The 26,823-nt window shown below is 37.4% G+C and carries 28 protein-coding genes and 5 tRNA genes; 27 read left to right on the top strand and 6 right to left on the bottom strand.

Annotated elements, in window-relative coordinates; translation table 11 throughout:
• The first annotated feature begins 2 nt into the window (after window positions 1–2).
• The 18 genes from rplI to IQ10_RS00310 all read left to right on the top strand — a co-directional run bounded on the left by rplI (window position 3) and on the right by IQ10_RS00310 (window position 13,536).
• Entirely contained in the window at window positions 3–446 is a 444-nt protein-coding gene (gene rplI / locus IQ10_RS00225) for a 50S ribosomal protein L9 (RefSeq protein WP_144448480.1), read from the top strand.
• A 110-nt stretch (window positions 447–556) separates the two neighbouring features.
• Window positions 557–1,921, top strand: coding sequence for a replicative DNA helicase (gene dnaB, locus IQ10_RS00230; protein WP_144448481.1), 1,365 nt, complete (start codon window positions 557–559; stop codon window positions 1,919–1,921).
• Window positions 1,922–2,116: 195 nt separating this feature from the next.
• Complete coding sequence (locus IQ10_RS00235) at window positions 2,117–3,403, top strand: adenylosuccinate synthase (RefSeq protein ID WP_144448482.1); 1,287 nt, start codon at window positions 2,117–2,119, stop codon at window positions 3,401–3,403.
• A 260-nt stretch (window positions 3,404–3,663) separates the two neighbouring features.
• Window positions 3,664–3,736 (top strand) — tRNA-Lys (locus tag IQ10_RS00240).
• 17 nt (window positions 3,737–3,753) lie between these two features.
• Window positions 3,754–3,828 (top strand) — tRNA-Glu (locus tag IQ10_RS00245).
• Between the two features lie 18 nt (window positions 3,829–3,846).
• Window positions 3,847–3,923: transfer RNA gene (locus IQ10_RS00250), tRNA-Asp, on the top strand.
• Between the two features lie 13 nt (window positions 3,924–3,936).
• A tRNA-Phe gene (locus IQ10_RS00255) sits at window positions 3,937–4,012 on the top strand.
• 7 nt (window positions 4,013–4,019) lie between these two features.
• Window positions 4,020–4,092: transfer RNA gene (locus tag IQ10_RS00260), tRNA-Thr, on the top strand.
• 271 nt (window positions 4,093–4,363) lie between these two features.
• The gene (locus tag IQ10_RS00265) at window positions 4,364–4,513 is read left to right on the top strand and encodes a M23 family metallopeptidase (protein ID WP_242009649.1); all 150 of its coding nucleotides are present in this window, start codon (window positions 4,364–4,366) and stop codon (window positions 4,511–4,513) included.
• A gap of 180 nt (window positions 4,514–4,693) precedes the next feature.
• Entirely contained in the window at window positions 4,694–5,404 is a 711-nt protein-coding gene (gene yycF, locus IQ10_RS00270; RefSeq protein ID WP_144448483.1) for a response regulator YycF, read from the top strand.
• Window positions 5,405–7,222: a cell wall metabolism sensor histidine kinase WalK gene (walK, locus tag IQ10_RS00275; protein ID WP_144448484.1), complete on the top strand. Its 1,818-nt coding sequence runs from the start codon at window positions 5,405–5,407 to the stop codon at window positions 7,220–7,222.
• Window positions 7,219–8,562 carry a YycH family regulatory protein gene (locus IQ10_RS00280; RefSeq protein ID WP_144448485.1) on the top strand — a complete coding sequence of 448 codons (1,344 nt, stop codon included), beginning with the start codon at window positions 7,219–7,221 and terminating at the stop codon, window positions 8,560–8,562. Before walK ends, IQ10_RS00280 begins: the two co-directional genes overlap by 4 nt.
• A complete protein-coding gene (locus IQ10_RS00285; RefSeq protein WP_144448486.1) occupies window positions 8,549–9,325 on the top strand; it encodes a two-component system regulatory protein YycI in 777 nt (258 codons plus the stop codon). The genes IQ10_RS00280 and IQ10_RS00285 overlap by 14 nt, the downstream gene beginning before the upstream one ends.
• 13 nt (window positions 9,326–9,338) lie before the next feature.
• Entirely contained in the window at window positions 9,339–10,136 is a 798-nt protein-coding gene (locus tag IQ10_RS00290; protein WP_144448487.1) for an MBL fold metallo-hydrolase, read from the top strand.
• 255 nt (window positions 10,137–10,391) lie between these two features.
• Window positions 10,392–11,606, top strand: coding sequence for a S1C family serine protease (locus tag IQ10_RS00295; RefSeq protein ID WP_144448488.1), 1,215 nt, complete (start codon window positions 10,392–10,394; stop codon window positions 11,604–11,606).
• A 95-nt stretch (window positions 11,607–11,701) separates the two neighbouring features.
• On the top strand, window positions 11,702–11,893 hold the full coding sequence (locus IQ10_RS00300) for a CxxH/CxxC protein (protein ID WP_367613642.1): 192 nt from the start codon (window positions 11,702–11,704) through the stop codon (window positions 11,891–11,893).
• Between the two features lie 69 nt (window positions 11,894–11,962).
• Entirely contained in the window at window positions 11,963–12,442 is a 480-nt protein-coding gene (rlmH, locus tag IQ10_RS00305) for a 23S rRNA (pseudouridine(1915)-N(3))-methyltransferase RlmH (protein ID WP_144448489.1), read from the top strand.
• A 746-nt stretch (window positions 12,443–13,188) separates the two neighbouring features.
• The gene (locus tag IQ10_RS00310) at window positions 13,189–13,536 is read left to right on the top strand and encodes a hypothetical protein (RefSeq protein WP_144448490.1); all 348 of its coding nucleotides are present in this window, start codon (window positions 13,189–13,191) and stop codon (window positions 13,534–13,536) included.
• Window positions 13,537–13,619: 83 nt separating this feature from the next.
• Here the strand turns inward: IQ10_RS00310 and IQ10_RS00315 are convergent, their stop codons facing one another.
• Window positions 13,620–14,762, bottom strand: coding sequence for a hypothetical protein (locus tag IQ10_RS00315; protein WP_144448491.1), 1,143 nt, complete (start codon window positions 14,760–14,762; stop codon window positions 13,620–13,622).
• Between the two features lie 77 nt (window positions 14,763–14,839).
• On the opposite strand from IQ10_RS00315, the gene IQ10_RS00320 reads away from it, so the two are divergent.
• From IQ10_RS00320 to IQ10_RS00345, 8 genes are all read left to right on the top strand, one after another.
• On the top strand, window positions 14,840–15,958 hold the full coding sequence (locus tag IQ10_RS00320; protein ID WP_144448492.1) for a DNA cytosine methyltransferase: 1,119 nt from the start codon (window positions 14,840–14,842) through the stop codon (window positions 15,956–15,958).
• Between the two features lie 146 nt (window positions 15,959–16,104).
• Complete coding sequence (radC, locus tag IQ10_RS00325; protein WP_199757360.1) at window positions 16,105–16,551, top strand: RadC family protein; 447 nt, start codon at window positions 16,105–16,107, stop codon at window positions 16,549–16,551.
• Window positions 16,552–16,566: 15 nt separating this feature from the next.
• Window positions 16,567–17,085, top strand: coding sequence for a recombinase family protein (locus tag IQ10_RS18235; RefSeq protein ID WP_242009650.1), 519 nt, complete (start codon window positions 16,567–16,569; stop codon window positions 17,083–17,085).
• 18 nt (window positions 17,086–17,103) lie between these two features.
• Window positions 17,104–17,406 carry a recombinase zinc ribbon domain-containing protein gene (locus IQ10_RS18240; protein ID WP_242009651.1) on the top strand — a complete coding sequence of 101 codons (303 nt, stop codon included), beginning with the start codon at window positions 17,104–17,106 and terminating at the stop codon, window positions 17,404–17,406.
• Window positions 17,403–17,576 (top strand): hypothetical protein, encoded by a 174-nt coding sequence (locus tag IQ10_RS18245; protein ID WP_242009652.1) that lies wholly within the window; start codon window positions 17,403–17,405, stop codon window positions 17,574–17,576. The genes IQ10_RS18240 and IQ10_RS18245 overlap by 4 nt, the downstream gene beginning before the upstream one ends.
• 367 nt (window positions 17,577–17,943) lie before the next feature.
• Window positions 17,944–18,141: a hypothetical protein gene (locus IQ10_RS00335; RefSeq protein WP_242009653.1), complete on the top strand. Its 198-nt coding sequence runs from the start codon at window positions 17,944–17,946 to the stop codon at window positions 18,139–18,141.
• A gap of 310 nt (window positions 18,142–18,451) precedes the next feature.
• Window positions 18,452–18,769 carry a hypothetical protein gene (locus tag IQ10_RS00340; RefSeq protein WP_144448493.1) on the top strand — a complete coding sequence of 106 codons (318 nt, stop codon included), beginning with the start codon at window positions 18,452–18,454 and terminating at the stop codon, window positions 18,767–18,769.
• Between the two features lie 30 nt (window positions 18,770–18,799).
• Window positions 18,800–20,239 (top strand): PIN-like domain-containing protein, encoded by a 1,440-nt coding sequence (locus tag IQ10_RS00345; protein WP_144448494.1) that lies wholly within the window; start codon window positions 18,800–18,802, stop codon window positions 20,237–20,239.
• A 355-nt stretch (window positions 20,240–20,594) separates the two neighbouring features.
• On the opposite strand, the gene IQ10_RS18655 is transcribed toward IQ10_RS00345, so the two are convergent.
• The 5 genes from IQ10_RS18655 to rluF all read right to left on the bottom strand — a co-directional run bounded on the left by IQ10_RS18655 (window position 20,595) and on the right by rluF (window position 24,231).
• The gene (locus tag IQ10_RS18655; RefSeq protein WP_277877927.1) at window positions 20,595–20,723 is read right to left on the bottom strand and encodes a staygreen family protein; all 129 of its coding nucleotides are present in this window, start codon (window positions 20,721–20,723) and stop codon (window positions 20,595–20,597) included.
• A gap of 124 nt (window positions 20,724–20,847) precedes the next feature.
• A complete protein-coding gene (locus tag IQ10_RS18480) occupies window positions 20,848–21,036 on the bottom strand; it encodes a staygreen family protein (protein WP_277877912.1) in 189 nt (62 codons plus the stop codon).
• A 199-nt stretch (window positions 21,037–21,235) separates the two neighbouring features.
• Window positions 21,236–21,943, bottom strand: a complete 708-nt coding sequence (locus tag IQ10_RS00355; protein WP_144448495.1) for an ABC transporter ATP-binding protein — start codon at window positions 21,941–21,943, stop codon at window positions 21,236–21,238.
• 4 nt (window positions 21,944–21,947) lie between these two features.
• Window positions 21,948–23,015 (bottom strand): ABC transporter permease, encoded by a 1,068-nt coding sequence (locus tag IQ10_RS00360; RefSeq protein ID WP_144448496.1) that lies wholly within the window; start codon window positions 23,013–23,015, stop codon window positions 21,948–21,950.
• A gap of 499 nt (window positions 23,016–23,514) precedes the next feature.
• Entirely contained in the window at window positions 23,515–24,231 is a 717-nt protein-coding gene (gene rluF / locus IQ10_RS00365; protein WP_199757361.1) for a 23S rRNA pseudouridine(2604) synthase RluF, read from the bottom strand.
• Window positions 24,232–24,749: 518 nt separating this feature from the next.
• Here rluF and IQ10_RS00370 point away from each other — a divergent pair.
• On the top strand, window positions 24,750–26,336 hold the full coding sequence (locus IQ10_RS00370; protein WP_277877913.1) for a malate:quinone oxidoreductase: 1,587 nt from the start codon (window positions 24,750–24,752) through the stop codon (window positions 26,334–26,336).
• The last annotated feature ends 487 nt before the right edge of the window (window positions 26,337–26,823 follow it).

Here is a 26,823-nt window from a genome sequence, read left to right on the forward strand (position 1 = left end):
ATATGAAAGTTATTTTCTTAGAAGATGTAAAAGGAAAAGGAAAAAAAGGCGAAGCAAAGAACGTATCTGAAGGATATGCACGTAATTATTTATTACCAAATAAACTTGCAGTTGAAGCAACAAAAGGCAATATGAAGGATTTAGAAGCTAAGAAGAAGAGTGAGGAAAAGAAGAAGGAAGAAGAGCTTGAGCAAGCAAAGGCATATAAAGAAGAGCTAGAAGCTTTGAATGTGGAAATTAAGGCAAAGTCTGGTGAAGGTGGTCGCTTGTTTGGAGCGATTTCAACGAAACAAATTGCCGAAACACTAGCAAAAATGAAAAAAAAGGTAGATAAGCGTAAAATTATGCTCGATGAACCAATTCGCACTATGGGTTACACAAATGTACCAATTAAAATCCATCCAGAAGTAGTTGCAACAGTTAAAGTACATGTGGTAGAAGAATAATAGAGGAATGAACAAATGGTTGATTAAAAAAATCAGCCATTTTGTTTTTCTATTTCAGGGATATGGTTGTAAAAGCCTATTTTTAATTCCTGATGAAAGGATGAACAAGCATGAGTGATTTGTTTGCAGACCGTACTCCACCCCAGAATATTGAAGCTGAACAGGCAGTATTAGGTGCGATTTTTCTAGCTGATGAAGCTCTTGTTACCGCCTCAGAACGCCTCATGCCTGAAGATTTCTACCGTGCGGCTCACCAGCGTATCTATCAAGTTATGCTTGAATTGGCTGAAAAGGGAGAGCCGGTTGACTTGGTTACCGTTACCTCAGACTTGCAGGATCGCAAGTGGCTTGATGATATCGGGGGAGTTGCTTATTTAAGTGATTTAGCCAATGCTGTGCCGACAGCGGCTAATGTTGAATATTATAGTAAAATTGTCGAAGAGAAATCGATCTTGCGCAGGCTCATAAAAGTGGCAACGAATATTGCTGCAGAAGGGTATGCGAGTGAAGAAGAAGTAGATGCGATTCTCGTTGATGCTGAGAAAACCATTTTAGATGTTTCGCAACGCAAAAACACGAGCGCATTTACATCGATTAAAGACGTTCTCATTGAGACGTACGATAAGATCGAGATGCTTCAAAATCATAAAGGAGATATCACAGGTATTCCAACAGGGTTTACAGAATTAGATCGGATGACAGCTGGATTTCAGCGAAACGATTTAATCATTGTTGCTGCCCGTCCTTCTGTTGGTAAGACCGCCTTTGCGCTAAATATTTCACAAAATGTCGCGACAAGAGCTGGCGAAAATGTAGCTATCTTTAGTTTAGAAATGGGTGCGAGCCAGCTTGTTCAACGTATGCTCTGTGCTGAAGGGAATATTGATGCACAAAGGATGAGAACAGGAGCCCTTAACTCTGAAGATTGGCAGAAGCTCACGATGGCGATGGGAAGTCTAGCGAAGGCGGGTATTTTTATAGATGATACGCCAGGAGTCAAAGTAAATGATATTCGAGCAAAATGCCGGAGATTGAAGCAAGAGCATGGATTAGGTATGATCATGATCGATTATTTACAGCTTATTCAAGGTAACGGAAAAAGTGGGGAAAATCGTCAACAGGAAGTCTCGGAAATTTCACGTACATTAAAGCAAATTGCCCGTGAGTTGGAAGTTCCTGTTATTGCGTTGTCGCAGCTATCTCGTGGAGTTGAGTCCCGTCAAGATAAACGCCCGATGATGTCAGATATTCGTGAATCGGGAAGTATTGAGCAAGATGCTGATATCGTTGCATTCCTTTATCGTGATGATTATTATGATAAAGAAACGGAAAATCAAAACATCATTGAAATTATTATTGCCAAGCAGCGTAACGGTCCAGTGGGGACAGTTGAGCTAGCATTTGTGAAAGAATATAATAAATTTGTAAACTTAGAGAGAAGGCATGATGAACGAGATATGCCGCCAGGAGCTTAAAGAGAGAAGGGGCTGTTCGATTTTGTCATTGAACAGGCCCCTTTTTCTTATTGATTCGGAGTTTTGACGAACAAACCATTTAATAATAGATTAAAATGTTCGTGTTTGCGTTGACGCACGTAAATGAAATTGGTATACTTAACAATGGCTTTGGAAAATACTTGACTAAAAATAGTCAAGGCGGAGGTGCATCACATGTCATCAGTAGTAGTTGTGGGTACACAATGGGGCGATGAAGGAAAAGGAAAAATTACCGATTATCTTTCTGAAAAGGCAGAAGTCGTTGCTCGTTACCAAGGTGGAAATAATGCTGGTCATACCATCGTATTTGGTGGAGAGAAATATAAGCTTCATTTAATTCCATCAGGGATTTTTTATAAAGATAAAAGCTGTGTCATTGGAAACGGAATGGTTATTGATCCAAAGGCACTTGTAGAAGAGTTAGCATACTTACATGAGCGTAATGTTGATACAAGTAATTTACGAATTAGTAATCGTGCGCATGTCATTCTTCCATATCATTTGAAATTAGATATTGTGGAAGAAGAACGTAAAGGTGCAAATAAAATCGGTACAACGAAAAAAGGCATTGGTCCAGCTTATATGGACAAAGCAGCTCGTATTGGTATTCGAATTGCTGATTTACTTGATAAGGAAGTATTTGAGGAAAAGCTTGAGCGTAACTTAGAAGAAAAGAATCGTCTATTTGAAAAATATTATGAAGTTGAAGGTTTTACAAAAGAAGAGATTCTTGATGAGTACTTTGAGTACGGACAACAAGTTGCTAAATACGTTTGCGATACATCTGTCGTGTTAAATGATGCGTTAGATGAAGGGCGTCGTGTTCTTTTTGAAGGTGCTCAAGGGGTTATGCTTGATATTGATCAAGGTACATACCCATTCGTTACATCATCGAACCCAATCGCAGGAGGAGTTACGATCGGATCTGGTGTTGGTCCATCGAAGATCAATCATGTAGTTGGTGTTTCAAAAGCGTATACAACTCGTGTTGGTGATGGTCCATTTCCAACGGAATTACACAATGAAATTGGTGACCGAATTCGTGAAGTAGGAAATGAATATGGTACAACGACAGGACGTCCGCGTCGTGTTGGTTGGTTCGATAGCGTTGTTGTTCGTCATGCGCGTCGTGTAAGTGGATTAACAGACTTATCACTTAATTCAATTGATGTTTTAACTGGTATTCAGACGTTGAAAATTTGTACAGCTTACAAGTATCGTGGTGAAGTGATTGAAGAATTTCCTGCTAGCCTAAAGGTGCTTGCAGAGTGTGAGCCAGTATATGAGGAGCTTCCTGGTTGGGAAGAAGACATTACAGGAGTAAAGTCGCTAGATGAGCTTCCTGAAAATGCTCGTCATTATATTGAGCGAATTTCACAGCTGACAGGTATTCCTTTAACGATTTTCTCTGTAGGACCTGATCGTAATCAAACAAATTTAGTTCGTGGCGTTTTTGCTTAATTAAGCTGCTTACGCTAGAATATTTAAAGGATGCAAGATTAATTTGCACTTGCATCCTTTACCTTTTTTCGTTATTCTGTAGAAAATAGTCTTGTAAAAGAAAAAATATTTTTTTAAAAAAAGAGACTTGCTTACTGTTTTGTCTTATGATATTATAAATCTTGTCGCTAAGAGATGAAGCGAATGAAAGATGCAGTGCCTTTACCACAATAGCTGGCAATGGTTTAAGCAAGAAAGAAATGAGTTTGAATTAACGTCGAGAGCCATTAGCTCAGTTGGTAGAGCATCTGACTTTTAATCAGAGGGTCGAAGGTTCGAGTCCTTCATGGCTCATCATTACTTATCAATGTGGCCCGTTGGTCAAGCGGTTAAGACACCGCCCTTTCACGGCGGTAACACGGGTTCGAATCCCGTACGGGTCACCATTATAACAAAAAGAAATTGGTCCGGTAGTTCAGTTGGTTAGAATGCCTGCCTGTCACGCAGGAGGTCGCGGGTTCGAGTCCCGTCCGGACCGCCATTTTCTTTATAACGGCTTGGTAGCTCAGTCGGTAGAGCAATGGACTGAAAATCCATGTGCCGGCGGTTCGATTCCGTCCCAAGCCACCATTTACATGCCGGCCTAGCTCAATTGGTAGAGCAACTGACTTGTAATCAGTAGGTTGGGGGTTCAAGTCCTCTGGCCGGCACTTATTAAAATCCACTTGGAGATTCTCCATGTGGATTTTTTGTATTGGATAGAAAGAACTACTGCATTGTAAAGCTTAATTGCTGACATGGTTCTTGTTAGGTAGTCGTTCTATTGTTTGTATTTTCTGGCTATTCTATTTATGACTGGCGATGACAAATATATTACAATCTAGTATCAATTTAAACGAATGAAGTATTTGAAAATTAGAATATGCTAGAATGGAAAGGTTGCTGAACTTTGCCAATTACCAATAAAAATGGAAACATTGTATGCTCATTGATTTGGTTGATGTTAGAGTAGGTCAAACGGTTGCAAAAGGTCAAAAGATTGGTATAATGGGCTCAACAAGTATCCACCTTCATTTTGAGATAACTCAAAACGGTCAACTGAAAAACTCTATCGATTTTTTTAATAGATAAGAAAGTGTCCATGAATGCCCTGCTTGTAGCAGGAAATAAATCGTCTCTGCTTTTGCAGGGACGATTTTTATCATGTATTACATAACAATTTCAGGAACATACCGCCGTTCTTGAAAACGTAAATAGTTTAATATGTTAGAATGTCAGAAGAGACTATAGAGAACGGGAGCGATCTGCGTAATGGATAAACGTATTTTAGTTGTCGATGATGAAAGGCCGATTGCAGATATATTGAAGTTTAACCTTGAGAAGGAAGGCTTTGACGTTGTTTGTGCGTATGATGGCTTACAGGCAATTGAACAAGTTGAAAAAGAACAGCCTGATTTAATTCTACTTGATATTATGCTTCCTTATAAGGATGGCATGGAAGTCTGTCGAGAAGTACGCAAGAATTATGATATTCCTATTATTATGTTAACGGCAAAGGATTCAGAAATAGATAAAGTACTAGGACTTGAATTAGGTGCTGATGATTATGTAACAAAGCCATTTAGTACGCGTGAATTATTAGCAAGAGTAAAGGCGAACTTACGAAGACATAAGGTAAGTGGCGAAGAAGTAAATACGCAAAAAGAAATCGCAGTTGGTGATTTAACGATCTATCCAGAAGCGTATCAGGTTAAAAGACGCGGTGAAACGATCGAACTTACGCACAGAGAGTTTGAGTTGGTTCATTACTTAGCTAAACACCTTGGACAAGTGATGACAAGAGAACACCTTTTGCAAGCAGTTTGGGGCTATGATTATTTTGGTGATGTCAGAACAGTTGACGTAACGGTTCGGCGTTTAAGAGAGAAGGTAGAGGATAACCCGAGCTTTCCAACTTGGATTATTACAAGACGTGGGGTTGGTTACTACCTTTCTGCACCAGAACAACAGGAGCAAGGATAAATGGATCGTAAAGTTGGCTTCTTTAAGTCGATTCAGTTTAAGTTAATTATTATTTATGTGCTCCTTATTTTTATTGCGATGCAAATTATCGGTGTTTATTTTACAAAGCAGCTAGAAGAACAGCTAGTGACTAACTATTTTGAGCTGCTAGAAGAACGTGCTAATTTACTTGCTTATAACGTTTCACAGGAAATGCAGACGACGGATGATCGTAGTACATTAACGACTAATATTAATGCGCTATTAAGAGAAATTTTCTCTATTGATAATGCTGAAGTTCGAGTGATAGATGCTAATCGAGTTGTCATTAGTACCTCTAATACGGCTAATAGACATATTGTAGGTCAGCAAAGTACGGAGCCGCGTGTGGCTCTTGCCTTACTTGGTACTTTAGATCGGGATGTCATGCGCGATCGTGTTACAGGGCATCGGATGCGTGTACTTTTTATACCTATTCGAACAGATGAGGGTACGATCGGTGCTTTGCATATTGAAGCATCAATGGAAGAAATCTATGAACAAATGCAACAAATTAATAGTATTTTAGCGAGTGGAACTTTTATTGCTCTTGTAATCTCGGCCGTGCTAGTTATTCTCCTTGCAAGAACGATAACCTCACCAATTATTGATATGCGTAAGCAAGCAATGCGAATGGGACATGGTGACTTTTCGAGGCAGGTAACGGTGTATAGTACGGATGAAATAGGTCAGTTGGCGATGGCATTTAATGAACTGACGAAAAAGCTCCAGGATGCGACATTGACACGTGATCGTGAGCAGAAGAAGCTGAAGTCTGTCTTAGCTCATATGACAGATGGTGTGATCGCGACAGATGCGCAAGGACGAATTATTCTCATGAATAAGCGTGCAGAAGAATTGCTGGCTGTATCAAGCTCTCAAGTCATTGGTCAGGCAATCCCTGATGTTCTTCGACTTTCTGAAGCATTTGAAATCTATGATTTGTATGATCATTCCGATTCCGTCTTGCTCGATTTTAGTACAGAAGAAAGAGAGTATATGCTTGAAGCTAATTTCTCTGTTATTCAGGAAGACGACGGTCCAATTAATGGTCTGATAACTGTGCTTCATGATGTCACAGAACAAGAGAAAATTGAACAAGACCGAAGAGAGTTTGTAGCAAACGTTTCACATGAGCTACGAACGCCATTGACGACAATGAGAAGCTATCTAGAGGCGCTTGAAGATGGTGCGCTTTCCGATCCTGAAATTGCCCCTCGTTTCTTAAACGTCACTCAAAATGAAACAGAGCGAATGATTCGTCTTGTTAATGATTTGCTGCAATTATCTAAAATTGATAGTCGCGATTATAAGCTATCATTTGAATGGGCCGATTTCGGACAATTTCTTCATGAGATTATTGATCGATTTGAAATGATTGCTCAAGACAAAAATATTGAATTTACAAGAAAGATTACAGCTCACCCTACGTATGTTGAAATTGATCGCGATAAGATGACACAGATAGTCGATAATATTATTTCTAATGCGATGAAATACTCACCAGAAGGCGGTAATGTTATAGTGACATTGCTACATCAAGGGCATAATGTGCGCATTAGTATTTCGGACGAAGGGATGGGTATTCCCCGGGAAAATCAAGCGAAAATCTTTGATCGTTTTTATCGTGTTGATAAAGCAAGAGCAAGAAGCGTTGGAGGAACAGGTTTGGGACTTGCCATTGCAAAAGAGCTTGTCCATGCACATGGAGGTGAGATTTGGGTACAAAGTGAGTACGGAGAAGGAACAACAATCTACTTCACTTTACCTTATTCCACATTCAAGGGGGGAGAGGTATGAACTACGAACATATCAAAACGGGGTTGTTAATAGGCTTAGTTGGTTTAAGTATGATCTTAACGTGGCAGCTTTGGACATTCCAGCCTAATATTGAACTTCTTGATGATACGGCCAGGTATGTCCCGAATGAAGCGATGAGTGAGGAACGGAAGCTCACTGAAATTATCAGACCAGAGCAAATCGTCATTCATCAACAAGGACGTCATACGATGATTCCTACAAATGACGAGCGTTTTGATCAACTCTATCAAAAGCTCCTTAAAACGAACTTTGTTGAAGGTGATATGTTAGCAGTTGGACCATTTCCTAAGCAGGTTCAAAATGGCGGAATTGAATTAATCTTCCCAACCTCGATTCCAGTGGATATTTTTCTTAGTCTTTTTCAAGTAGACCAGGAAGAATTTAATCTTCCTTTAAGTACAATTAACCGTTTGTATATGTATGTAGATGCGCAAGATGAACAGGTTCATATGCAGATGCTTTCAAGTAAAGATACGCAAGTGGTTGAAGTGGAAACGAATTTTTCAGTAGGAGATTTTGAACGGAATTTCTTGAGACCGTTTAATGAATATGTGGAAGTATTCCAAGCTAACAATCGTTCTTCTACTAGAGAGCTTAGTGAACATATTTATATTCCACTGGGGCCCGTTACGGCTGAAAGACTTTCTTTCACGGCTTCGCCAATACCTGGAACATTCTTTAGACAAGCTCTTTTCTCAGACCCAGACTCCGTTAAACATTATAGACAGTCTGGTAGTGTAGAATCTTTTACAGATGGAAACAGAATGATAAATATCCGCAATAATGGGCTGTTCATGGAATACAGGAATCCTATTTTTTCAGGGACTCACGAACGAAGCAGTAAACATGTTGTTCAGAGTAGCTATGAGTTTATTAATGGCCATGGGGGCTGGACAGATAAATACATCCTCTCTGATTGGAATTCAAACGATTTGCGTGATGAAGCTGAGTATAGACTTCAAGTAAATGATCTTCCTGTCCTGAGCTTTCAAGGGCAGGATCATATGGTTTTACAAACGAGTAGGTCAGGGAATCAAACTGAGACATACTTTCGTCCGCTTTTTGATTTAGACAATCAACCAATAGATGCAAGAGAAGAAGTCAAATTACCATCTGGAGAGGATGTACTCAATCGACTGAAGCAACTTGAATTCTTTCATATTGAACGGTTACAGAAGGTTGCTGTTGGATATGAAATGATTATGCCGAATCCGTCCTTTGTGACAGTGGAACCTCATTGGTTTTTCCTTTATGATAACAGTTGGCGAAAGGTGACGTTTGATTCGAATGAAGGGGGAGGCTCTAATGGATTGGAGTAGAACGAAAACAATCTTCATTGTCACATTTCTCATGCTAAATATTTTTTTGACCTGGCAGTTAATTGAAACCAATAATGCTAATAAACTAAGTATGATTGCAGAGGCGACCACCCAAGAGACTTTAAACCAATATAATATTACGATTGATGTTGAACTGCCTAAAGAGGACGTAACAGGCTTGCACATTATGGGAAAGAACGTACCATTAACAGATGAAGCTATACCTTTCCTTGGAATTCAGGAAGTAGCCTCTGATGATGACCAGTTTATTGAAGTTGTACTAGATGAACCATTTCAGATTAGTCAGGACAATTTTTTCGTGCAGTTGTCGACTTTTTTATCAACGTATGTGTTTGAAGGAGAGGAATATCGCTATGGCCATTATGATGAGTTAGAGAGGCGAATTTTTCTCTATCAAACGTTTGAGGATAAAATAGCTTATACATTAGATGATGAGCCGCCCCTAGTTTTACAGCTAGACGATCAACAACAAATTATAAGCTATAAACAAAGCTATTTTGAATTTGAAGAGCTGCAGGGACGGGAACGCGAAATTTTATCTAGCTTGAAAGCGATTGAAGTGTTACTTAATGATCAATTAATTGGTATGAATGATACGATCACAAATGTTGAGTTTGGATATTACAGCTTTTTTAGTCCACAAGGAAATGTTCAAGTCTTTGCTCCGATGTGGAGAGTAAGTGTAGATAATGAAACCTTTCTTGTCAATGCGATTGAAGGGGCTGTACAACAGCTAAGTTAGAAAGGGTGTTTAGATGACATTACGCTTTAGTGTGCTTGCTAGTGGCAGTACAGGCAATGCCATTTACGTCGAAACAGGGCAGAAGCGGTTGCTGATTGATGCTGGCTTAAGCGGAAAGAAAATGGACGAGTTGTTTGCCTATATTAACCGTGATCCTAAAGAATTAGATGGCATTCTTGTTAGTCATGAGCACAGTGATCATATAAAGGGGGTCGGTGTTTTTGCAAGAAAGCATAAGCTACCCATTTATGCGAACGAGAAGACATGGGCAGCGATGGACGGACATCTTGGCACAATACCGACAGAACAGAAATTTGTCTTTGCTACTGGGGCAGTGAAGACCTTTGGCGATCTTGATGTTGAGTCATTTGGTGTTTCACATGATGCTGCTGAACCGATGTTTTTCACCTTTCATCATGAAGGAAAGAAGCTAGTTCTGGCTACTGATATGGGGTACGTAAGTGAACGAATCAAAGGTACGATTAAAGGCGCTGATATGTTTATTTTTGAATCAAACCATGATTTAAACATGCTGCGTATGGGGCGCTACCCTTGGAATGTTAAACGCCGTATCTTGAGCGATGTTGGACATGTCTCAAATGAAGATGCAGCTCTTGCCTTATCAGAAGTCATTGGTGATAACACAAGCCGTATTTATTTAGCTCACCTTAGTCTTGATAATAATATGAAAGAACTCGCTCGTCTTTCTGTTGAACAAGTTCTGAAGGAAGAAGGACAGGCAATAGGAGAGCAATTTGAACTATACGATACTGATCCTCATACTCCAACAGCACTTGCTGTTGTCTCATAATGACTTAACCTCAGCTATATTTTGCTGAGGTTTTTTGATAGTGAGAAACGTCCAGCGCTTGTTATGGGCTGATGACACTGGTTCATTTCTCCTGGGATCTGTTACATGATTATACGTCAATGTTGTTGGGAATTATAAAAGAAGTATCAAAAATAAATGAAAAGTAAGCTAGTTTATAGCATTTTATTGTTAAGAGATTATAATAAGTGGCAACAACGATTAATAAATAATTAAATAAAGGATGGTGTTAACGTCATGGGCTATTATGATGAACATGAAAGTCAAAAAACAAGACAAAAAGAATCTAAACGTTTCTCTGGCTTATCGGCGTTTGTAGGAGCACTAATTGGTGGATTGGTCGTCTTATTTTCAGTACCTGTTCTAACAAACCTAGGACTCTTACCATATAATGATTCGTCTAATAATGTTGAGTCAGGAATCTTTGAATCAGAACCACAGGAAGGACTTAGCCAAACGGTTAATGTAGATGTAAACTCTGATGTCATTCAAGCTGTTGAAAACGTATCGGATGCGGTTGTCGGTGTCATTAACATGCAACAGTCGAATATCTTCTCTCAAGAAGGTGCTGAAGGAACGGGCTCTGGAGTGATTTATAAGAAGGACGGGGATAAAGCATTTGTTGTGACAAATCATCATGTGATCGATCGGGCCAATCAAATTGAGGTAAGCTTAGCAGATGGGACTCGTTTACCAGCAAAATTACTTGGCACAGATATCATTACGGATCTTGCCGTGTTAGAAATTGACGGTAGCAATATCGAAACCGTTGCTGAATTCGGAAACTCTGATTTATTGCGTGTTGGTGAACCAGCGATTGCGATTGGAAATCCACTAGGCTTGCGGTTTTCAAGTTCAGTGACACAAGGCATTATAAGTGCAACCAAACGTAGTATACCTGTTGATTTAGATGGTGATGGTTCAGTTGATTGGCATGCCGAAGTACTTCAAACTGATGCAGCGATTAACCCTGGAAATAGTGGCGGGGCACTTGTTAATATTGAAGGACAAATAATCGGAATTAACTCGATGAAAATTGCGCAAAGCGCGGTTGAAGGAATTGGTTTTGCCATCCCAACTCAAATTGCTATTCCTGTTATCGAAGACTTGGAACGTTTCGGGGAAGTTCAACGTCCACAATTAGGGGTAGGGATTAGATCTCTAAGTGAAATTCCAAGCCATCATTGGCAAGAAACATTGAAATTACCGCAGGATGTAAAGGCGGGAGTAGTGATCACAAGTATTGCACCAATGTCCCCAGCAGAACGAGCTGGTCTTAAGGAATACGATGTGATTGTTTCCATTGATGATCAAGAAATCAATGACGGACACGACCTGCGTAAATACCTTTATACCGAGCACGAAATTGGTGATGAAATTAAAGTCACGCTTTACCGTGAAGGCCAACGAGAAACAGTGACTGCTCAATTAACGGAGCAGGAAAGCACATAAGAAAAAGATAAATATGTAGAATAGAGTCTCAAGTGGAGGCTCTATTTTTTATAAATTTTATTCTTATCCACAGGGTGGAAAATGGGTATGTTATAATGAAAAACGAACTAAGAAAGGACGTTGAAATGATGTATTATGCTTGCGAAGAACATATCGAATTGGCGCTAGACATTGTTGTCGACGAACAAGAGCTAGCACCAACCATTGATAAAATAACAGACAAAGAAATGTTATCCACAAAGTGCAGCTTCTGTGAAAACGGAGCGCTTTACAGTATAAAAGCATAAGAAGCAATCCACATGTTGGTATGTGGATAAGTGTTGTGGATAATTATTTAAAAAGGAGTCATCAACACTGTGAATATCTCAATTATCACTGTAGGTAAACTAAAAGAAAAATACTTAAAACAAGGCATTGAGGAATATACAAAACGACTCAGTGCGTACGCTAAAATAGAGATCATCGAAGTCCCAGATGAAAAAGCCCCCGAGAATCTCAGTGATGCCGACATGCAGCAAATCAAACAAAAAGAAGGAGAACGGATCCTTGCCAAAGTTCACCCTGACGCACATGTCATTGCCCTTGCCATCGAAGGACGTATGCTCACTTCTGAGCAGCTTGCTGACAACATAGACAAGCTCGCTACGTACGGAAAAAGCAAGATCGCTTTTATCATTGGAGGATCACTAGGCTTAGCTGATGAAGTCATGAAAAGAGCGGATGAATCCCTTTCCTTTTCTAAAATGACGTTTCCACATCAATTGATGAGGCTTGTGTTAGTCGAGCAGGTGTATAGAGCGTTTAGGATTGTGCGGGGGGAACCGTATCATAAGTAAATGAGGATTTTTTATTAGTATTTATATGTCAAATCAGAAAGTGCCTAATTTTAGGCACTTTTTAATGTTTCTAACTTAGTATTAAGACAATTTGACATCTATTACTTTGCACTTATGTAACAGATAAGCATGAACAATGTTGAAATACTTATTAGAATTATCTGATGAGTTAGTTCTAAATATTAGTAAAGCAATTTCGATGGTGTTCATTTTACTAGCAATTTCGATGAGCTCATTAATTCGTTGTTCATTTCTTACATTCATAATACCTATCACATTATATGGTGAAATTTCTCTTTCAGTAAAGAGTTTTTCAATTGTTTCTAAATCTTTATCATACAGGTTTTCACGTTCTAAATGTAGAACAAAGTTATGCCAATACTGACCGTCAAAGTTATCCTACCAAGTTAAATCCATAGGTCTATATGTTCCATTAGTTGTATCTTCAGTGTAAGACCAATAGCCTAGCATTAAGCCTAATCTTGAAAAATATTCAATTTCAGACATTGTAAAAGAGTGTTTACCGTGATGAATAGTTAGATTTAAAGTGTGATAATTTCTTACGTATCCTTCAAAGAATTTCATGAGATTTAGGTTATGCATTTTAATTACTCCTTTTCTAAAAGGTTAATTACAATAAGGTATAGAATGAAAAAGCAGACTAGTAAGCTATTGACCAAACTATCATTTAAACTTATAATAACATTATTAAAAGTTATTATAAGTCAAGAAAGGAGTGGGAAGGATTGTATAAATATAGTGATGAAGAGTTCAAAGAAAAAGTTAGAGACAAAATTGGTAACGTACGTTCCTTCAAGAAACATTTAAGAGAAAAAGGGCTCATAGGGAACCGTCAACAGTTTTCTGAAAAACATGTTCAAATGTTTGAAGAGGTTCGTGAATATAAAAATAAAAATCACACGACTTGGGATTTTGCGTTTCAAAATGGTCTGAAAAATGACTCAGAATTGGAAAAAACTACATCAGACATCCCTAATTCTAGTACGGCTGTTGCAGAAAACTCTAAAAAATATATAGAGGATACTCTGACGGAAATATTAAAAACATTAAAACGAATAGAACAAAAAATTTAAATTGCTAACTTTTTGAGGGTGGATTTACAATCTGTGCGAAAAATAAAACACCCAATTAGTAAGTTGAGTGTTTTATTTAAAAGTTAGATTAACTCTAAGTTATAAAATTTGGATAAGTCGATGTTTACATTCTCTTTATTTTCAGTTACTACATTTTGTATTTCTAGCAGAGGGTTAAAATTCTTAATGATTTTTTCAAATGATACTTCAAGTTCATCGTTTTTATCGAGAGAGATTTGTTCAATTGACATTTCATGCACAGCAGTCTTCCATGCTTTATAACAATCATCTTCAAAATTCTCGTAAGGTGGGTTCCTTAAGGTCTCTTTGATTTTTTCTACATGAATGAAAAAGGTCATTAGAATTCTTGGATAGTAAATATCTTTTTCTAAAATTACTGTTTTTCCACTCGCTGAAAAAGAATCTCTTAAAGCTGTGCTGTAAACAAAATGTCTTGAAATCATGTTTGATGCAACATTAACATAGTTAGCTTTCTTTTTAAAAAGGTCAAAAGGAAATAATATGAATGATTCAGCAACTACTTGTTGTTTTTGATTAATATTCAGTGACGAAAATAGTGTAGGTTCAACGCTCTCTATATCTTCTTCTGATAATTTAGGCATGTACCATTTATCGGGTCCTGTTTTCTTAGTACTCTGTTTGAAATATGCCCTGAGTAATTCGTTTTTTTCTTCATTAGTTTTCACACGAAACTCTGCATATGTATTGGCAGTTCCAAATAGCTCTGTTAAATTGTGTTCTTTTTCATTCATATTAATTGAAAATCTAGGTGAATGTGTAACTTCGATTCTATCAACACTTAAACCGTAGGGTGCAAATCTAACTTCTATATGAGGAATTTCTTCTTTAGGCTTTGGCTTTCTTCCGAACAAAACAAAAATATCCCTATAAGCGTAATCATCAGATTCTTTGTTAGAAAGGCTCTCAAAGACGCTGTTTCCTTTTGATTTCCAATTCCCTGATGCTGAAAATTTAATTTCAACGCCGTATATGGTATCATTTGAAAAGGTGACTTTAATATCAGGGAAAGAATGAGCACCATTATGTTCTACACTTGTTATATTAAAGTCAATGGATGACGAGGCGAACTTCTGCATTTCTTCATAGACATAGCTTTCGAAAGCATCTCCATCTTTAATGGAGCCTTTAAGCGACGGATTTTGCTCAATTTTATTGACTATTGTACTTAAAAACTCCTTAATCATTGAAACGCCTCCTTTGCGATTTGAATAGGAATCATTTTACAATTATACTACACTGACAGTGGGGTGACTATATAAGCATGACAACTTTTTATGAAAGTAATCCGTTTGAAGTGGATGTTCATAATCTAAAATTAGAAACAGAAAGAAAGGTTAGCGTTGTATCCCTCTTTAGTGGATGTGGAGGAATGGACCTCGGCTTTAGAGGAGGGTTTGAATTTTTAAACAAGAAATATGAAGAAAATCCATTTAACATCATTTTTGCAAATGATATTTTTAAAGCAGCTATGCAAGTTTACGAGCATAACTTTAATCATACAGGTGATGATGAAAGTATCACTGATATTGATTTGAATAAAATACCACAAGCTGATGTAGTTATCGGAGGCTTCCCATGCCAAGATTTTAGTTTGGCTGGAAAAAGAAAAGGTCTTTCCTCGGAAAGAGGAAGGCTTTATGAACACATGATAAGAGTGGTTAAACATTGTAATGCGAAAATATTTGTGGCAGAGAACGTTGATGGCATAAGAACTAATAAAGCTGATAAAACTATTGACGCTTCTGCTTTAGATACTATATTAGAAGACTTTAAAAAAAATGGATATGTCGTGCAATATAAAGTGCTTAATGCGGCTGACTTCGGCGTCCCACAAACAAGAAAAAGAGTAATCATATTTGGCGTAAGGAAAGACATACACAATGCTATCTATTATCCAAAACCATCTCATTCAGAGTTGGGTGGTTTTGAGCAACCTTGGGTTACATCTAAAGATGCTTTAGATGATATATGGGATAAAATCGATGACCCAAGTATTTTAAATCACACAAGTAGAGACTATTCTAAAGCAAAGTTTTATCCTGGGAAGAAAATGCAAGGCAATAATAGAATACCAATGAATCGACCTTCGGGAACAATTCGAGCAGAACACCATGGTAATATTGAAGCGCATTATAATACTCTATTATCTGATGAGAATGATATGAATGGATGGAGAAGGCTATCAATTAGAGAATGCGCAAGGTTACAATCGTTTCCTGACGATTTTAATTTTGTAGTTTCCGCTTCGAGCGCTTATAAAATGATTGGTAATGCTGTTCCTCCTGTTATGGCTTGGCACATAGCTAGAGCCGTGCATTATACCTTATCTACAAGCAAAAAAGATTATCAAACTGAGCTTCAACTAGAAGAGGTAAAGTAATAATAGTAAGCCATCGTTTTTTCTCAACGGTGGCTTTTCTCATGCAAATGTATCTAAAAAAGAGGCTAGTTCCCCGTATTGAGAAAGAGTTCATATATATTATTAACTTGAGCAATTTAAAAATAAAAATCGGGGGTTAGTTGATTATGAATAAAGCAAAAAGAGTAAACATTGTATCAATAAAGTTAGTAAAAGAATCTAGTATACTATACCAAAAAAGAACTATCCGTTCGCCTCAAGATGCCTATGAGTTGATGAAAGATTTCTTAGAGGATAAAGACCGAGAGCATTTCATCGTAGTATCTCTAGATACCAAGAAACAACCAACAAATATTAATGTATCGAGCATAGGAACTCTCAATAGCGCTCTAGTACATCCTAGGGAAATTTTTAAAGCGGCAATAGCAGCTAATGCTTGTTCAATCATGTGTTTTCATAATCATCCTTCTGGCGAGGTTACACAATCTCAGGAAGATGTTGAAGTAACTAAGAGGTTATTGGAAGCTGGGAAGATTTTAGGAATAGAAGTGCTTGACCATATAATTGTAGGCGATGGAAACTACACATCATTAAAGGAAAAGGGCTATATCTGAAAGGAATAAAAAACAGTGAGAACAACAAAAAGCACGATAAAAACAGAAGTTACTTATGATGGAAAAATGCAGTTTCGTATGTTAGCCGTCATTGCTGAATTTGAACGAGACAATATCGCTCAAAACGTAGAAATGGGGATGTTGGCACGAGCAAAGGAAGGTTGCTGGAATGGCGGTCAGGTGCTTGGTTATGATGTCGTAAGCGCTCCAGGAGAGAATCGTAAGAGAAAGCTTTCTACCCTTGTAATTAATCCAACAGAGGCTCAAACGGTTCGAAAGATATTTGACCTTTACGTTGAAGGGAATGGATACAAATCCATCGCAAACAAACTCAACAATGAAGGTCATCGTACAAAAAAGAATAAAGCCTTCTCAATAGATGGTGTGAGAACGATTCTATGTAATCCCCTCTATGCAGGATTCATACGCTACAATGTCCGTAGAGATTGGAATGAGAAAAGAAGAAACAATATCAACCCTCACCCTGTGATTGAAAAGGGGCAGCACGAAGCCATCATTTCAAATGAAGTGTGAGAAAAAGCGAAAAACATTATGGCGAGTAGAAGCGGTAAGCCCAACCGCATACATGATGGTGAGTTCCCTCTCACTGGCATCATGAAGTGTCCTGCATGTGGGGCAGGAATGGTGATTGGACGGACAACGAATAAGCTCAAAGACGGTACAAAAAGAGTTTTAGATTATTATGTATGTGGAGCATGGAAAAACAAAGGTACAGCGTTTTGTCGCTCAAATGGTGTAAGAACAGACTATGCAGACAAGCATGTACTTGAAAAGTTAGCAACCATCTCCACAAATGAGGTCCTTATAGAGCAATATGTGTTCAAAACTACTTGACGGTTACAGCCAATCAGCAAAAGAAAGAAAAGGTCCTTGGTTTATACGAAGATGATTTGATTCAAAAAGCAGACCTTGTGCAGCGGCTATCCACTTTGAATGATGAAAAAGAACGACTCGAAGAGAGACTTTCTCCAATTGAATTGCAGATGGGGCAAGGTGGTACGTAACTCATAAACTTTTCAATGGTCAAACAAGTCATGCAAAATTTCAAAAGTGCATACCAAGAATCATTGACGAGAGAGCAAAGAAAAAGACTGATGTACCTGCTTATCCGTCAAATCACCATCAATGAGGACCGAAAGATTGATACGATACAAATACAACTCAATAAAGAAGCTGCAAATCACTTCACCTTGAAAGGGGGAGAGGATTCATCTATTACGGATGAGTTCTCTCCCCCTTTTTCTATTTTAATCGACCTACGAAAAGGAGCAAATAACCTATGAGCATTATTAATGTATTCAGGAATTACATGGAGGGCATCACCCAAATTTAGCTTGGAAGGACTGGAAAGCAGACGTTAGAACTCTTTCAGTGGATGATATAAGCAACGAAGCGGTAAAGGCTACTATTCCAGATGAAAATAGACCAGAAGTAACATGTTGGGTATTCTTCTATGATGGTGGTGCATCGAACGTTGTGTACTTGTTACAGGATAAGCAAGGATTGAAGGATATCGGTATTGGTCTTTTGAAAGATGGAGAACTTATTAAGCCGATTAGCTTTGTGTAAAGAACTGGCAGTCGAAAAGGTAACGCAATCAACTATGTTTACACGTCAGAGAGGTTTGCTCTGTAAGAGTTTTCGTCTCTTTTTTCGTGTTTAATTTTACGGCAAGGGAGGTGAGTTCATGACACCAATTGACCTATTCAAAGCAGGCGTGGCATTTGGAGTATCTATTTACGTTTATGTGAAGAAGAACACTAATTTTGAAAAATAAAGGGGGAATAGTAATGCAATACTTTTTAATGGGAACTTTCGTTGGAATTGTAGCTTGTTTAGTATCAGAACTTACACAGAGTCCTTCAAGGAGTTATCGTTGATGAAAAGGATTCAACGTTTGAAAGAGCTTAATAACCTTGCAGGTGATATTTCAGATGAATTTTTGGACTACCTGAGCGATGAGTTTTACAGTCTATACGAATATCTGAGTAATGGAGAAAAGTTAATCGACTTCTTACTACCTGACTATCAAAATATAGTAATATTAGAAGAGGAAGATGAGATAAATAATTTCTTAAACCATACTTTAGATATTGAGTTTGTTGAAGAGCTCGAGTTAAATGGGGCTACAATCATCAGGATTGGTATAAATATTGATGAAGATATTCAACTTAACTATGCTATGAAAAAGCTCTAAAACAGTATTGTAGAATTTAGGGGGGATTTTATGACTAGCAAATGGTACTCAAACATAGTTGACGTTATAGATGATGCCACAATAGTTTTTGATACTAGTGCATTATTGAACGTCTACAGGTATTCACTTGTAAATAGTAAACGGATTTTAAATCATATACAAAAATATGAAGATAATCTATGGATTCCTGCTCAAGTAAAAAAGGAATTTAACAACAACCAAGAAAATGTAAGAAGCGTTAATCTTTATAAGAATTTAGATAAAAAGTTAAGTAAACACGTAGAAACTAAAAGAGATGAACTTTTAGTTCAGCTTTCTGAATATGAAAAGAAACGTTTCTCTGGATTTACTGAATTAAAAAGAAAATTAGAAGCTAAGTTTTCCGAAATGGATACAATAGTAAAAGGTTATAAAACCGAGATATCAGAAGAAACAGGGGTATATAAGGATTTCATCGAAGAGGTGGATAGTTTCTTAAGCTCCCTCATGAACAGTGAGAAGGTTGGTGAAGAGTTAAACTTTATTGAGCTTCTGGAGGTCTTGAAGGAAGGAGAATTAAGGTATAAATATAAACTACCTCCAGGATACGAAGATGCAACAAAAGATGGAATAGATAAATTTGGTGATTTAATTTTTTGGAAACAGATATTAAATAAATCATCAAACATTGAAAATAAGTATATTATTCTTGTTACAAGTGATGTAAAGCCAGACTGGTTTCAAAAGAATAATAAAAATGAAGTGATGAATCCTCGTGAAGAATTACTTTCTGAATTTAATCAACTTCATACAGAAAAGCAAATAATCATAATACCGTTTGAAGATTTTATCGAAGAAATATCAGATTTCTCAGACAATTCTGACAGAGACCTGTTACTAGAATTACGCACAAATAATTTAATCAAAAGGTTACCACAAGATTTATTTGAAAAAATGGTAGAAAAAAAACTCAAGTCAGTTGATGTAAATGAAATCTTTAAAAAAACACTTAAAAAGGCAAATGGATACGAACGTAAATATATTCAAACATTATCCGATATATCTCATCCAGTGATTGAAACCATTTCAGTTAATAATAATGGTATAAGAGTTGATGAGAATGAAGTTATTTACTCTTTAAAAGTTACTGCTGAGTGCGAATATCCAACAGCATCTTACAATTCAAGTGTAATATCTTATGGTGGTATATATACTGAACTAACATTAAGTGTCGAATTAAAAAGAAAACTAGAAGATAACGAATTAACTTTTATTAAGAATTTCAAAGAAAACACACCGGATGTTGTTACAATAACTCATTTCATACTCGATAAAGAGCATTATATTTGGGGAAGTGATGACGACCAATTTGTAAAAGACGAAGATGATGTTATTGAAACGGACGTATATACTACTTGTCCTGATTGCGGTAGAGGAATAAATAATAACAATGATGCAGGAAACGGATTTTGCATCCACTGTCCTCAATGAGACAAGCTTTTTATGCTTGTCTCACTTTGTTTTTTAAAACCGCACTTAGATACATCACGGTGAACCGTATCATAAGTAAATGAGTTTTTTTGATAAGAATTTTAAATTCAAAATCAAAAATGAGCCTGCAAAAATTATATACCATTAGGATAATGTAGAAAGGTATGCAAATAAACAAGGCTTACCTTTCTACATTTATAAAGAAGTGCAAGGAAATGGCGCACTTGCCGTTGGAGTTAGGACAACATCTTGGCGCCATGTTTTCTTCTGTTGAACTCACAATAATTGTGACGTTCTGTAAGGCTGCTTCTTTTTCATTAATTGCTTGCTTTAGGAAAGAGATTATATTTAGGTTCTAATCTTTTGAAAGGTCCCCCAATTCTCCTGTCTTGCAAACTGGGGAAGCGGACATAAAGTGAATAATGATAGGAGCTTGATCTAAATGAGGGAATGTGTTGAAAAGAAACCTATCGCCATATCTTATAGCTGTTCATGCAAGTGGTAATTCACGTCTAAATATTTCAGTCCGTTTTGCTGAAACAGACGAGGGATATTGTCCTTGATCTGTATACACAAACATAAAAATATAAAGAACTTCCATATTTTTTTCATCCACCAAAAATTTCATCTCTTAAAGAATTAATTTTTCCCCAAGCATAATTGATTCCGATGGTTAAAAAGAGTTCTCCCGTTAAATCAGAGTGGGTTAGTGTGTAACGCCTTGGCATAACTGGTTTCCTAGCAGCAATACCTTCCATGTATTCCACAGATAGTTTTTCTGAATTAAAAGTACTCAAGCCATCAACTCCTATCGTTTTTTAAATTAGTATGCTGATGGACGTTTGTTTATTGGTAAATTGTAATGATTAAGCATGAACAAAGGTAGCTCTATGCACAGGCCAGAGCTACCTTTTAGTTCCGAATTAAGTTGGTCGAGAAGGAAAAGGGAAACAACGAGTGTCGGTATGTTTCAATAAATGATATTCTTATCTCCTCTTATTGAGGTATATGATCGATTTCCTTCTCATCCTGTTTCTCTAATGCTAAAAGGACACCATCTGTCATTTTGTAAACTTTGTCACAATAGTCCACGAGCCGAATATCGTTAGTCACGACAATAGTTGTTGTTTTTTTCTGCTTCGTTACTTTTTGCAATAGCTCCATCACTTCATAGGCACGATCCGAGTCAAGGGAGGCTGTGGGCTCATCAGCCAAAATAATGGAAGGGTTGCTATACAGAGCCTTAGCGATCGCTACACGCTGACGTTGCCCGCCAGATAAGTCGGAGGGATATTTCATGAGTAAGTCAGCAATACCTAAGTCCTCGTTTAGTTGATTTCGCTCGCTTTTCGATATATTTCCCTTTTTCACTTTGTCCAATAGTTTTAATTGATTGGCCACGGTGAGGAAGGGAACTAGGTTCGACGCTTGTAACACGAATCCAATTTCTTTGAGTCGGATTTGTGAGCGCATTTTTTCATTCAAATCCGTCAGAGTTTGTCCATTGATGATGACATCACCTGAGGTTGGGGATAATAGTCCCCCGACAATCGTGAGAAAGGTACTTTTTCCAGACCCCGACGGACCAATGATGGCAATCAGCTCACCTCGGTCGGCAAGAAAATTGGTTTCCTTTAAGGCGTCCACTTTCGTATGACCGCTACCATAACTCTTCTTTACTTGATGTAATTCTAACACTGCCATCATTTTATCCTCCTATCGCTTTCAGTGGATCAATTCGAACAATCGTCAAGACTGAGAAAACAGCACCAACCATTGCCACAATTATTAGGATGGTTCCATAGAGCATCATCGAGGTCAGATCAAATGAAACAGGAATAGCTGCCGGTAAAATAGCTCCTGAAATAAGTGTTAAGGCAAATCCTATCACTGTTCCTATGAACGATAAAATAAAGGTTTGCGCCACAACAGACCTAGATAGATAAGAGCTGGAAATCCCTTGCGCCTTCATAACCCCGAACATACTGATCTTCTGCACCGTCAACACATATAAGAAAATGGCTACAATGATCGATGAAATACCAAAAAGGAAGTAAATCATGAAGTTCAAGGTAAGTTTTTGTTCCGTATAGCCAGGTAGACTTTCGATGAATGATTCTATTTCAATGGCCTTCAGCTCCTCATTTTGAGTGAGATTTGAAATCGAATCATCTTGAACAACAATCCCATTAATTTGATCCTTTTTCTGATCGGCTACTTCACCAAATTTGACTAAATGGAAAGTTTCGAGGCTGGCATATAGAACAGGTGCAGCATTAAATCGAGCTTGTTCTGTAAACCCAACAATTGTTAACTGTTGGTCACTGGAGGATAAGGATAATGTATCACCTAAATCGAATCCTTCGTCTTTCAGTGAATCGTTAGCCACAACTTCATTTGCTTTTTCAAAAGCTTTTCCCTCTGTCACATTTGGCATTAGAAATTCTTCTTTGTTAATCCCAAAGAGAGATATATTTTCCTTGTTGTCGCCGTTGGTAGCAATAGCATTTAGCTGACCAAGTACAGCTGTTTTTTCAGCTTCAACATCTTTTAGCAGATCGGTCGACATGAATGATTGGTACAAGCTTTTATCGGATTCCTCGGTAAGGATAATAGCAGATGCTTCCCATTTATCAACCGCTTCCCTATTTAGATCAGCGAGACCTGTTGCAAGTCCAGAAAGAAAAAATACAAGAAAAGAAATCAGCATTAAAATCCCAGTAATCAAGGTGAAACGGAGTTTGTTTTTTTTAATTTCCTGCCAGGCTAAAAACACACTGTCACTCCCATTCCTAAATTATATTAAAATATTCAATTTCTATTTGATTATTAATCGGAAATATTTTATTGTCAATGATTTGTATAATTAAATGTACAAACATTATACATGAAATCTCAGGTGCATTAAGGGGAAATGCTATCAATATTAATGTTTGTATAATATTTATTGGATAATTTTGTAATTTGTCTGTAGTGTTTTTTTACTCTTTGGGCAATTTATTCAATGTAGAACTAATTACTCTAGCAAACTAGGCTATACATAGAACTCTAGAAGCCTGTCAAGCGAGGACTTAACTTAGACAAATGGGGTTCTAGAAAATCATTAAGGTAAACAAAAGAACCTCATTTAGATGTGTTACGGTGAACCGTGTCACAAATAAATGAGGTTTAGATTTTTCCAGACCGAATTTTCTTCCTGGTTTTATATGGTTGAGAGTGAAAAAATAAAGATAAGCCAAAACGGCCTTTCATGTTTTAGCTTATCTTTCACGTTATTACCATTCCTTTGGTTCGTAGTTTAGATCTGCGAATAGTCGATTGCGTTCTTTCTTTGTTAAGTCTCTCCATTGTCCAACTGGTAGATTGTTCAAATGAATATTCATGATTCGAATTCGTTGAAGTCTATAAACGTCGTATCCAAGTGCTTCACACATGCGACGAATTTGACGATTTAAACCTTGGGTCAAAGTGATTTGAAAAACGTACTTTGATAGCTGGATCACTTCACATGGTAGCGTTTTTGTATTTAGAATTTTTACTCCTTCTGCCATCTGCTTCAAGAACGAAGGTGTGATTGGTTTATCTACTGAAACGATGTATTCTTTTTCATGCTTATTTTCGGCACGCAAAATCTCGTTGACAATATCTCCATCGTTCGTAAGGAGGATTAAACCTTCTGAATCTTTATCCAGTCGCCCAATATTATAAATCCTCAGTGGGTGATTCACTAAATCAATAATATTTCCTTTTACATGTTTTTCCGTTGTGCTAGTAATGCCAACGGGTTTATTTAAGGCAATATAAACATTGTTTCTTACGACACTAATAGGATCTCCATTAACTCGTACATCATCCCCAGGTTTAACTTGGCTACCTATTTTTGCAATGGAACCGTTAATCGTTACTCTTCCATCATTAATTAGTTTATCTGCTCCGCGCCTAGATGTTTTTCCAGAGTCGCTAATATATTTATTAATACGCAGGTTAACCACATCCTTATATCTAGAATTATTACCTCAGCCTTTGTATCGGAAAAAACGAAAAAACACCTCATGCTTTAGTATAGTGAGATTAGCAAAAAATCACTATCGTATAGAAGAGGTTTATTCTATACGATAAAAGAGTCTTTAATTAATACTTCTTTTACCACTACAATACATCTATAAATACCTGCTTGCAATATCCCTGAGATTACTATTAAAAGGAAATCAGTAAAACCTAATATGTAGACTACAGGAAAATGGCGTTTTAGATTTGTAAACATACCAACATCTCATCTATATTCGTCACTGCGAACCACACCACAAGTAACGACAAAATAAGGTCTTAACCCTTTGCAACAAGCTAAGTTAAGTTAAGGCCTTGTTTTTTTATATTTCAAGGGCCTTGTGAATGGATTTCCCAAATTTTTTTGACCTTAAGTGGTTTACAATTATCAGAATTATAGTAGATATTTTAATCTATAAAAAGTTATAATAGCTATGATAGGTTATAATTGAGACAGTAAGGTATGTTCCTAGCTGGCGCCTTGTTTTTTGTAAGACATAAGCTCGAGCGCCTACTCTTTTTGCGAATATTTGGGATAAGGAGGGTTTTAATGAGCAACATGCAGAAAAAAACAGACGTTATCTTAATTGGTGCTGGAGTCATGAGTGCGACTTTGGGATCATTACTGAAAGAGTTAGCACCAGAATGGGAAATCAAAGTGTTTGAGAAACTCGCAAATGCAGGTGAAGAAAGCTCGAACGAATGGAATAATGCGGGTACGGGCCATGCTGCACTTTGTGAGCTTAACTATACATCCGAAAATGGTGACGGATCTATAGATGTTAGCAAAGCTATAAAAATTAATGAACAGTTTCAGCTTTCAAGACAGTTTTGGTCTTATCTTGTAAATAGCAATTTGATTCGTAATCCACAAGACTTTATCATGCCAATACCTCATATAAGTTTAGTGCAAGGGGAAAACAATGTATCATTTTTAAAAAAACGATTTGAAGCGCTTTCAAACAATCCTCTGTTTCAAGAGATGGAGTATTCCGATACCCCTGAAAAACTGAAGGAATGGGTTCCGCTTATTATGGAGGGCCGTACATCGAATGAACCGATAGCTGCGACAAAAATCGATTCAGGAACCGATGTCAACTTTGGTGCTTTAACACGAATGTTGTTTGACCACTTAAAGAGTAAAAATGTTGAGATGAACTACAAGCATAGTGTTAAGGATATTAAACGTACTAGTGACGGCTCGTGGGAAGTGAAAGTGCATGATATCGATAATGGTAAGATCGAAAACCATACGGCAAAATTCGTCTTTATCGGCAGTGGGGGAGGAAGTTTGCATTTACTACAAAAAACGGGTATCCCTGAGTCGAAGCATATTGGGGGATTCCCAGTAAGCGGACTATTTTTGGCATGTAACAATCCAGAGATTATCAAGCAGCATCATGCAAAAGTGTACGGTAAAGCTAAGGTTGGTGCTCCTCCAATGTCTGTTCCGCATCTTGATACAAGATATATCGACAACAAAAAAACTTTGCTGTTTGGACCATTTGCTGGCTTCTCACCAAAGTTCTTAAAAACGGGTTCAAATTTTGATTTGATCAGTTCTATAAAACCGAATAATCTCTTGACAATGCTAGCTGCAGGCGTAAAAGAGATGGCCTTGACACAATACTTGATCCAGCAAGTTATGTTATCGCATGAAAAACGCATTGAAGAATTACGCGAGTTTATTCCAAACGTTAAAAGCGAGGATTGGGAAACAGTGGTAGCGGGTCAACGTGTACAAGTTATTAAAGATACTGAGGCTGGTAGAGGAACACTTCAATTTGGTACGGAAGTTATCAGTGCGGCTGATGGCTCGGTAGCTGCATTGCTCGGTGCTTCTCCAGGTGCTTCTACTGCCGTTCACGTTATGCTTGAAGTATTGGAAAAATGCTTCCCACAACATTTGAAAGAGTGGGAACCGAAAATAAAAGAAATGATTCCTTCTTATGGCGTGTCACTAACGGAAAACCCAGAGCTTTTCCAAGAAATTTTTACTTTAACAGAGCAGACGCTTGGTCTAAGTGAAAAAGAACTGGCTTTTAGTTAATTCTTTAGATGTAGAAACAAGGGTAGTTAATGAAAAGATGATGCAACGCTTTTCATCATTGGACAATTGAGTTTAAGATCAAGACAGTGAAAAAACAGCGATAAAACAAATAGGTACATAAAGAATCAAGTAAATAACGGGAAATTATTGAAAATAAAACATAGAACCTTTGATCTATCTTTAGATTGAAGGTTCTTTTTTCAAAATTCATCGCTAGAGAGACTACGGTGAACCTTCTCATAAGTAGGGGTAACCAAATCACAAAGATTGATTAAGAGAAGAAGCGGGTACCTCTTAAAGGTAACTGCTTCAATTCTAATCTATGGACAGAACAAAGAGAAAAATCTATCTGCATACTGATGTTTTCATTGAATTCTGCTTAGTAACAAATAATCAACCTTACTTAAAAGACGCTATCAATGCTAAGAAACGGTATAATAAGATGGAAGAAGCAGACATTAGAAAAGAGCTGCATTGTGTTAGTATA

Origin of the sequence: Halalkalibacter nanhaiisediminis, assembly GCF_007830185.1 — a bacterium.
Lineage (GTDB): Bacteria > Bacillota > Bacilli > Bacillales > Bacillaceae_D > Halalkalibacter > Halalkalibacter nanhaiisediminis.

What these genes read in the sequence shown, in the direction of transcription:
- IQ10_RS00235 (WP_144448482.1), top strand. Translation starts at nt 2,117, where the DNA reads ATGTCATCAGTAGTAGTTGTGGGTACACAATGGGGCGATGAAGGAAAA.
- IQ10_RS00370 (WP_277877913.1), top strand. Translation starts at nt 24,750, where the DNA reads ATGTTCCTAGCTGGCGCCTTGTTTTTTGTAAGACATAAGCTCGAGCGC.
- radC (WP_199757360.1), top strand. Translation starts at nt 16,105, where the DNA reads ATGAATAAAGCAAAAAGAGTAAACATTGTATCAATAAAGTTAGTAAAA.
- IQ10_RS00315 (WP_144448491.1), bottom strand. Translation starts at nt 14,762, where the DNA reads ATGATTAAGGAGTTTTTAAGTACAATAGTCAATAAAATTGAGCAAAAT.
- IQ10_RS00295 (WP_144448488.1), top strand. Translation starts at nt 10,392, where the DNA reads ATGGGCTATTATGATGAACATGAAAGTCAAAAAACAAGACAAAAAGAA.
- IQ10_RS00280 (WP_144448485.1), top strand. Translation starts at nt 7,219, where the DNA reads ATGAACTACGAACATATCAAAACGGGGTTGTTAATAGGCTTAGTTGGT.
- IQ10_RS00340 (WP_144448493.1), top strand. Translation starts at nt 18,452, where the DNA reads ATGAAAAGGATTCAACGTTTGAAAGAGCTTAATAACCTTGCAGGTGAT.
- IQ10_RS00345 (WP_144448494.1), top strand. Translation starts at nt 18,800, where the DNA reads ATGACTAGCAAATGGTACTCAAACATAGTTGACGTTATAGATGATGCC.
- IQ10_RS18240 (WP_242009651.1), top strand. Translation starts at nt 17,104, where the DNA reads ATGGCGAGTAGAAGCGGTAAGCCCAACCGCATACATGATGGTGAGTTC.
- yycF (WP_144448483.1), top strand. Translation starts at nt 4,694, where the DNA reads ATGGATAAACGTATTTTAGTTGTCGATGATGAAAGGCCGATTGCAGAT.
- IQ10_RS00290 (WP_144448487.1), top strand. Translation starts at nt 9,339, where the DNA reads ATGACATTACGCTTTAGTGTGCTTGCTAGTGGCAGTACAGGCAATGCC.
- rplI (WP_144448480.1), top strand. Translation starts at nt 3, where the DNA reads ATGAAAGTTATTTTCTTAGAAGATGTAAAAGGAAAAGGAAAAAAAGGC.
- walK (WP_144448484.1), top strand. Translation starts at nt 5,405, where the DNA reads ATGGATCGTAAAGTTGGCTTCTTTAAGTCGATTCAGTTTAAGTTAATT.
- IQ10_RS00355 (WP_144448495.1), bottom strand. Translation starts at nt 21,943, where the DNA reads ATGGCAGTGTTAGAATTACATCAAGTAAAGAAGAGTTATGGTAGCGGT.
- dnaB (WP_144448481.1), top strand. Translation starts at nt 557, where the DNA reads ATGAGTGATTTGTTTGCAGACCGTACTCCACCCCAGAATATTGAAGCT.
- IQ10_RS00300 (WP_367613642.1), top strand. Translation starts at nt 11,702, where the DNA reads ATGAAAAACGAACTAAGAAAGGACGTTGAAATGATGTATTATGCTTGC.
- IQ10_RS00320 (WP_144448492.1), top strand. Translation starts at nt 14,840, where the DNA reads ATGACAACTTTTTATGAAAGTAATCCGTTTGAAGTGGATGTTCATAAT.
- IQ10_RS00285 (WP_144448486.1), top strand. Translation starts at nt 8,549, where the DNA reads ATGGATTGGAGTAGAACGAAAACAATCTTCATTGTCACATTTCTCATG.
- IQ10_RS00265 (WP_242009649.1), top strand. Translation starts at nt 4,364, where the DNA reads ATGCTCATTGATTTGGTTGATGTTAGAGTAGGTCAAACGGTTGCAAAA.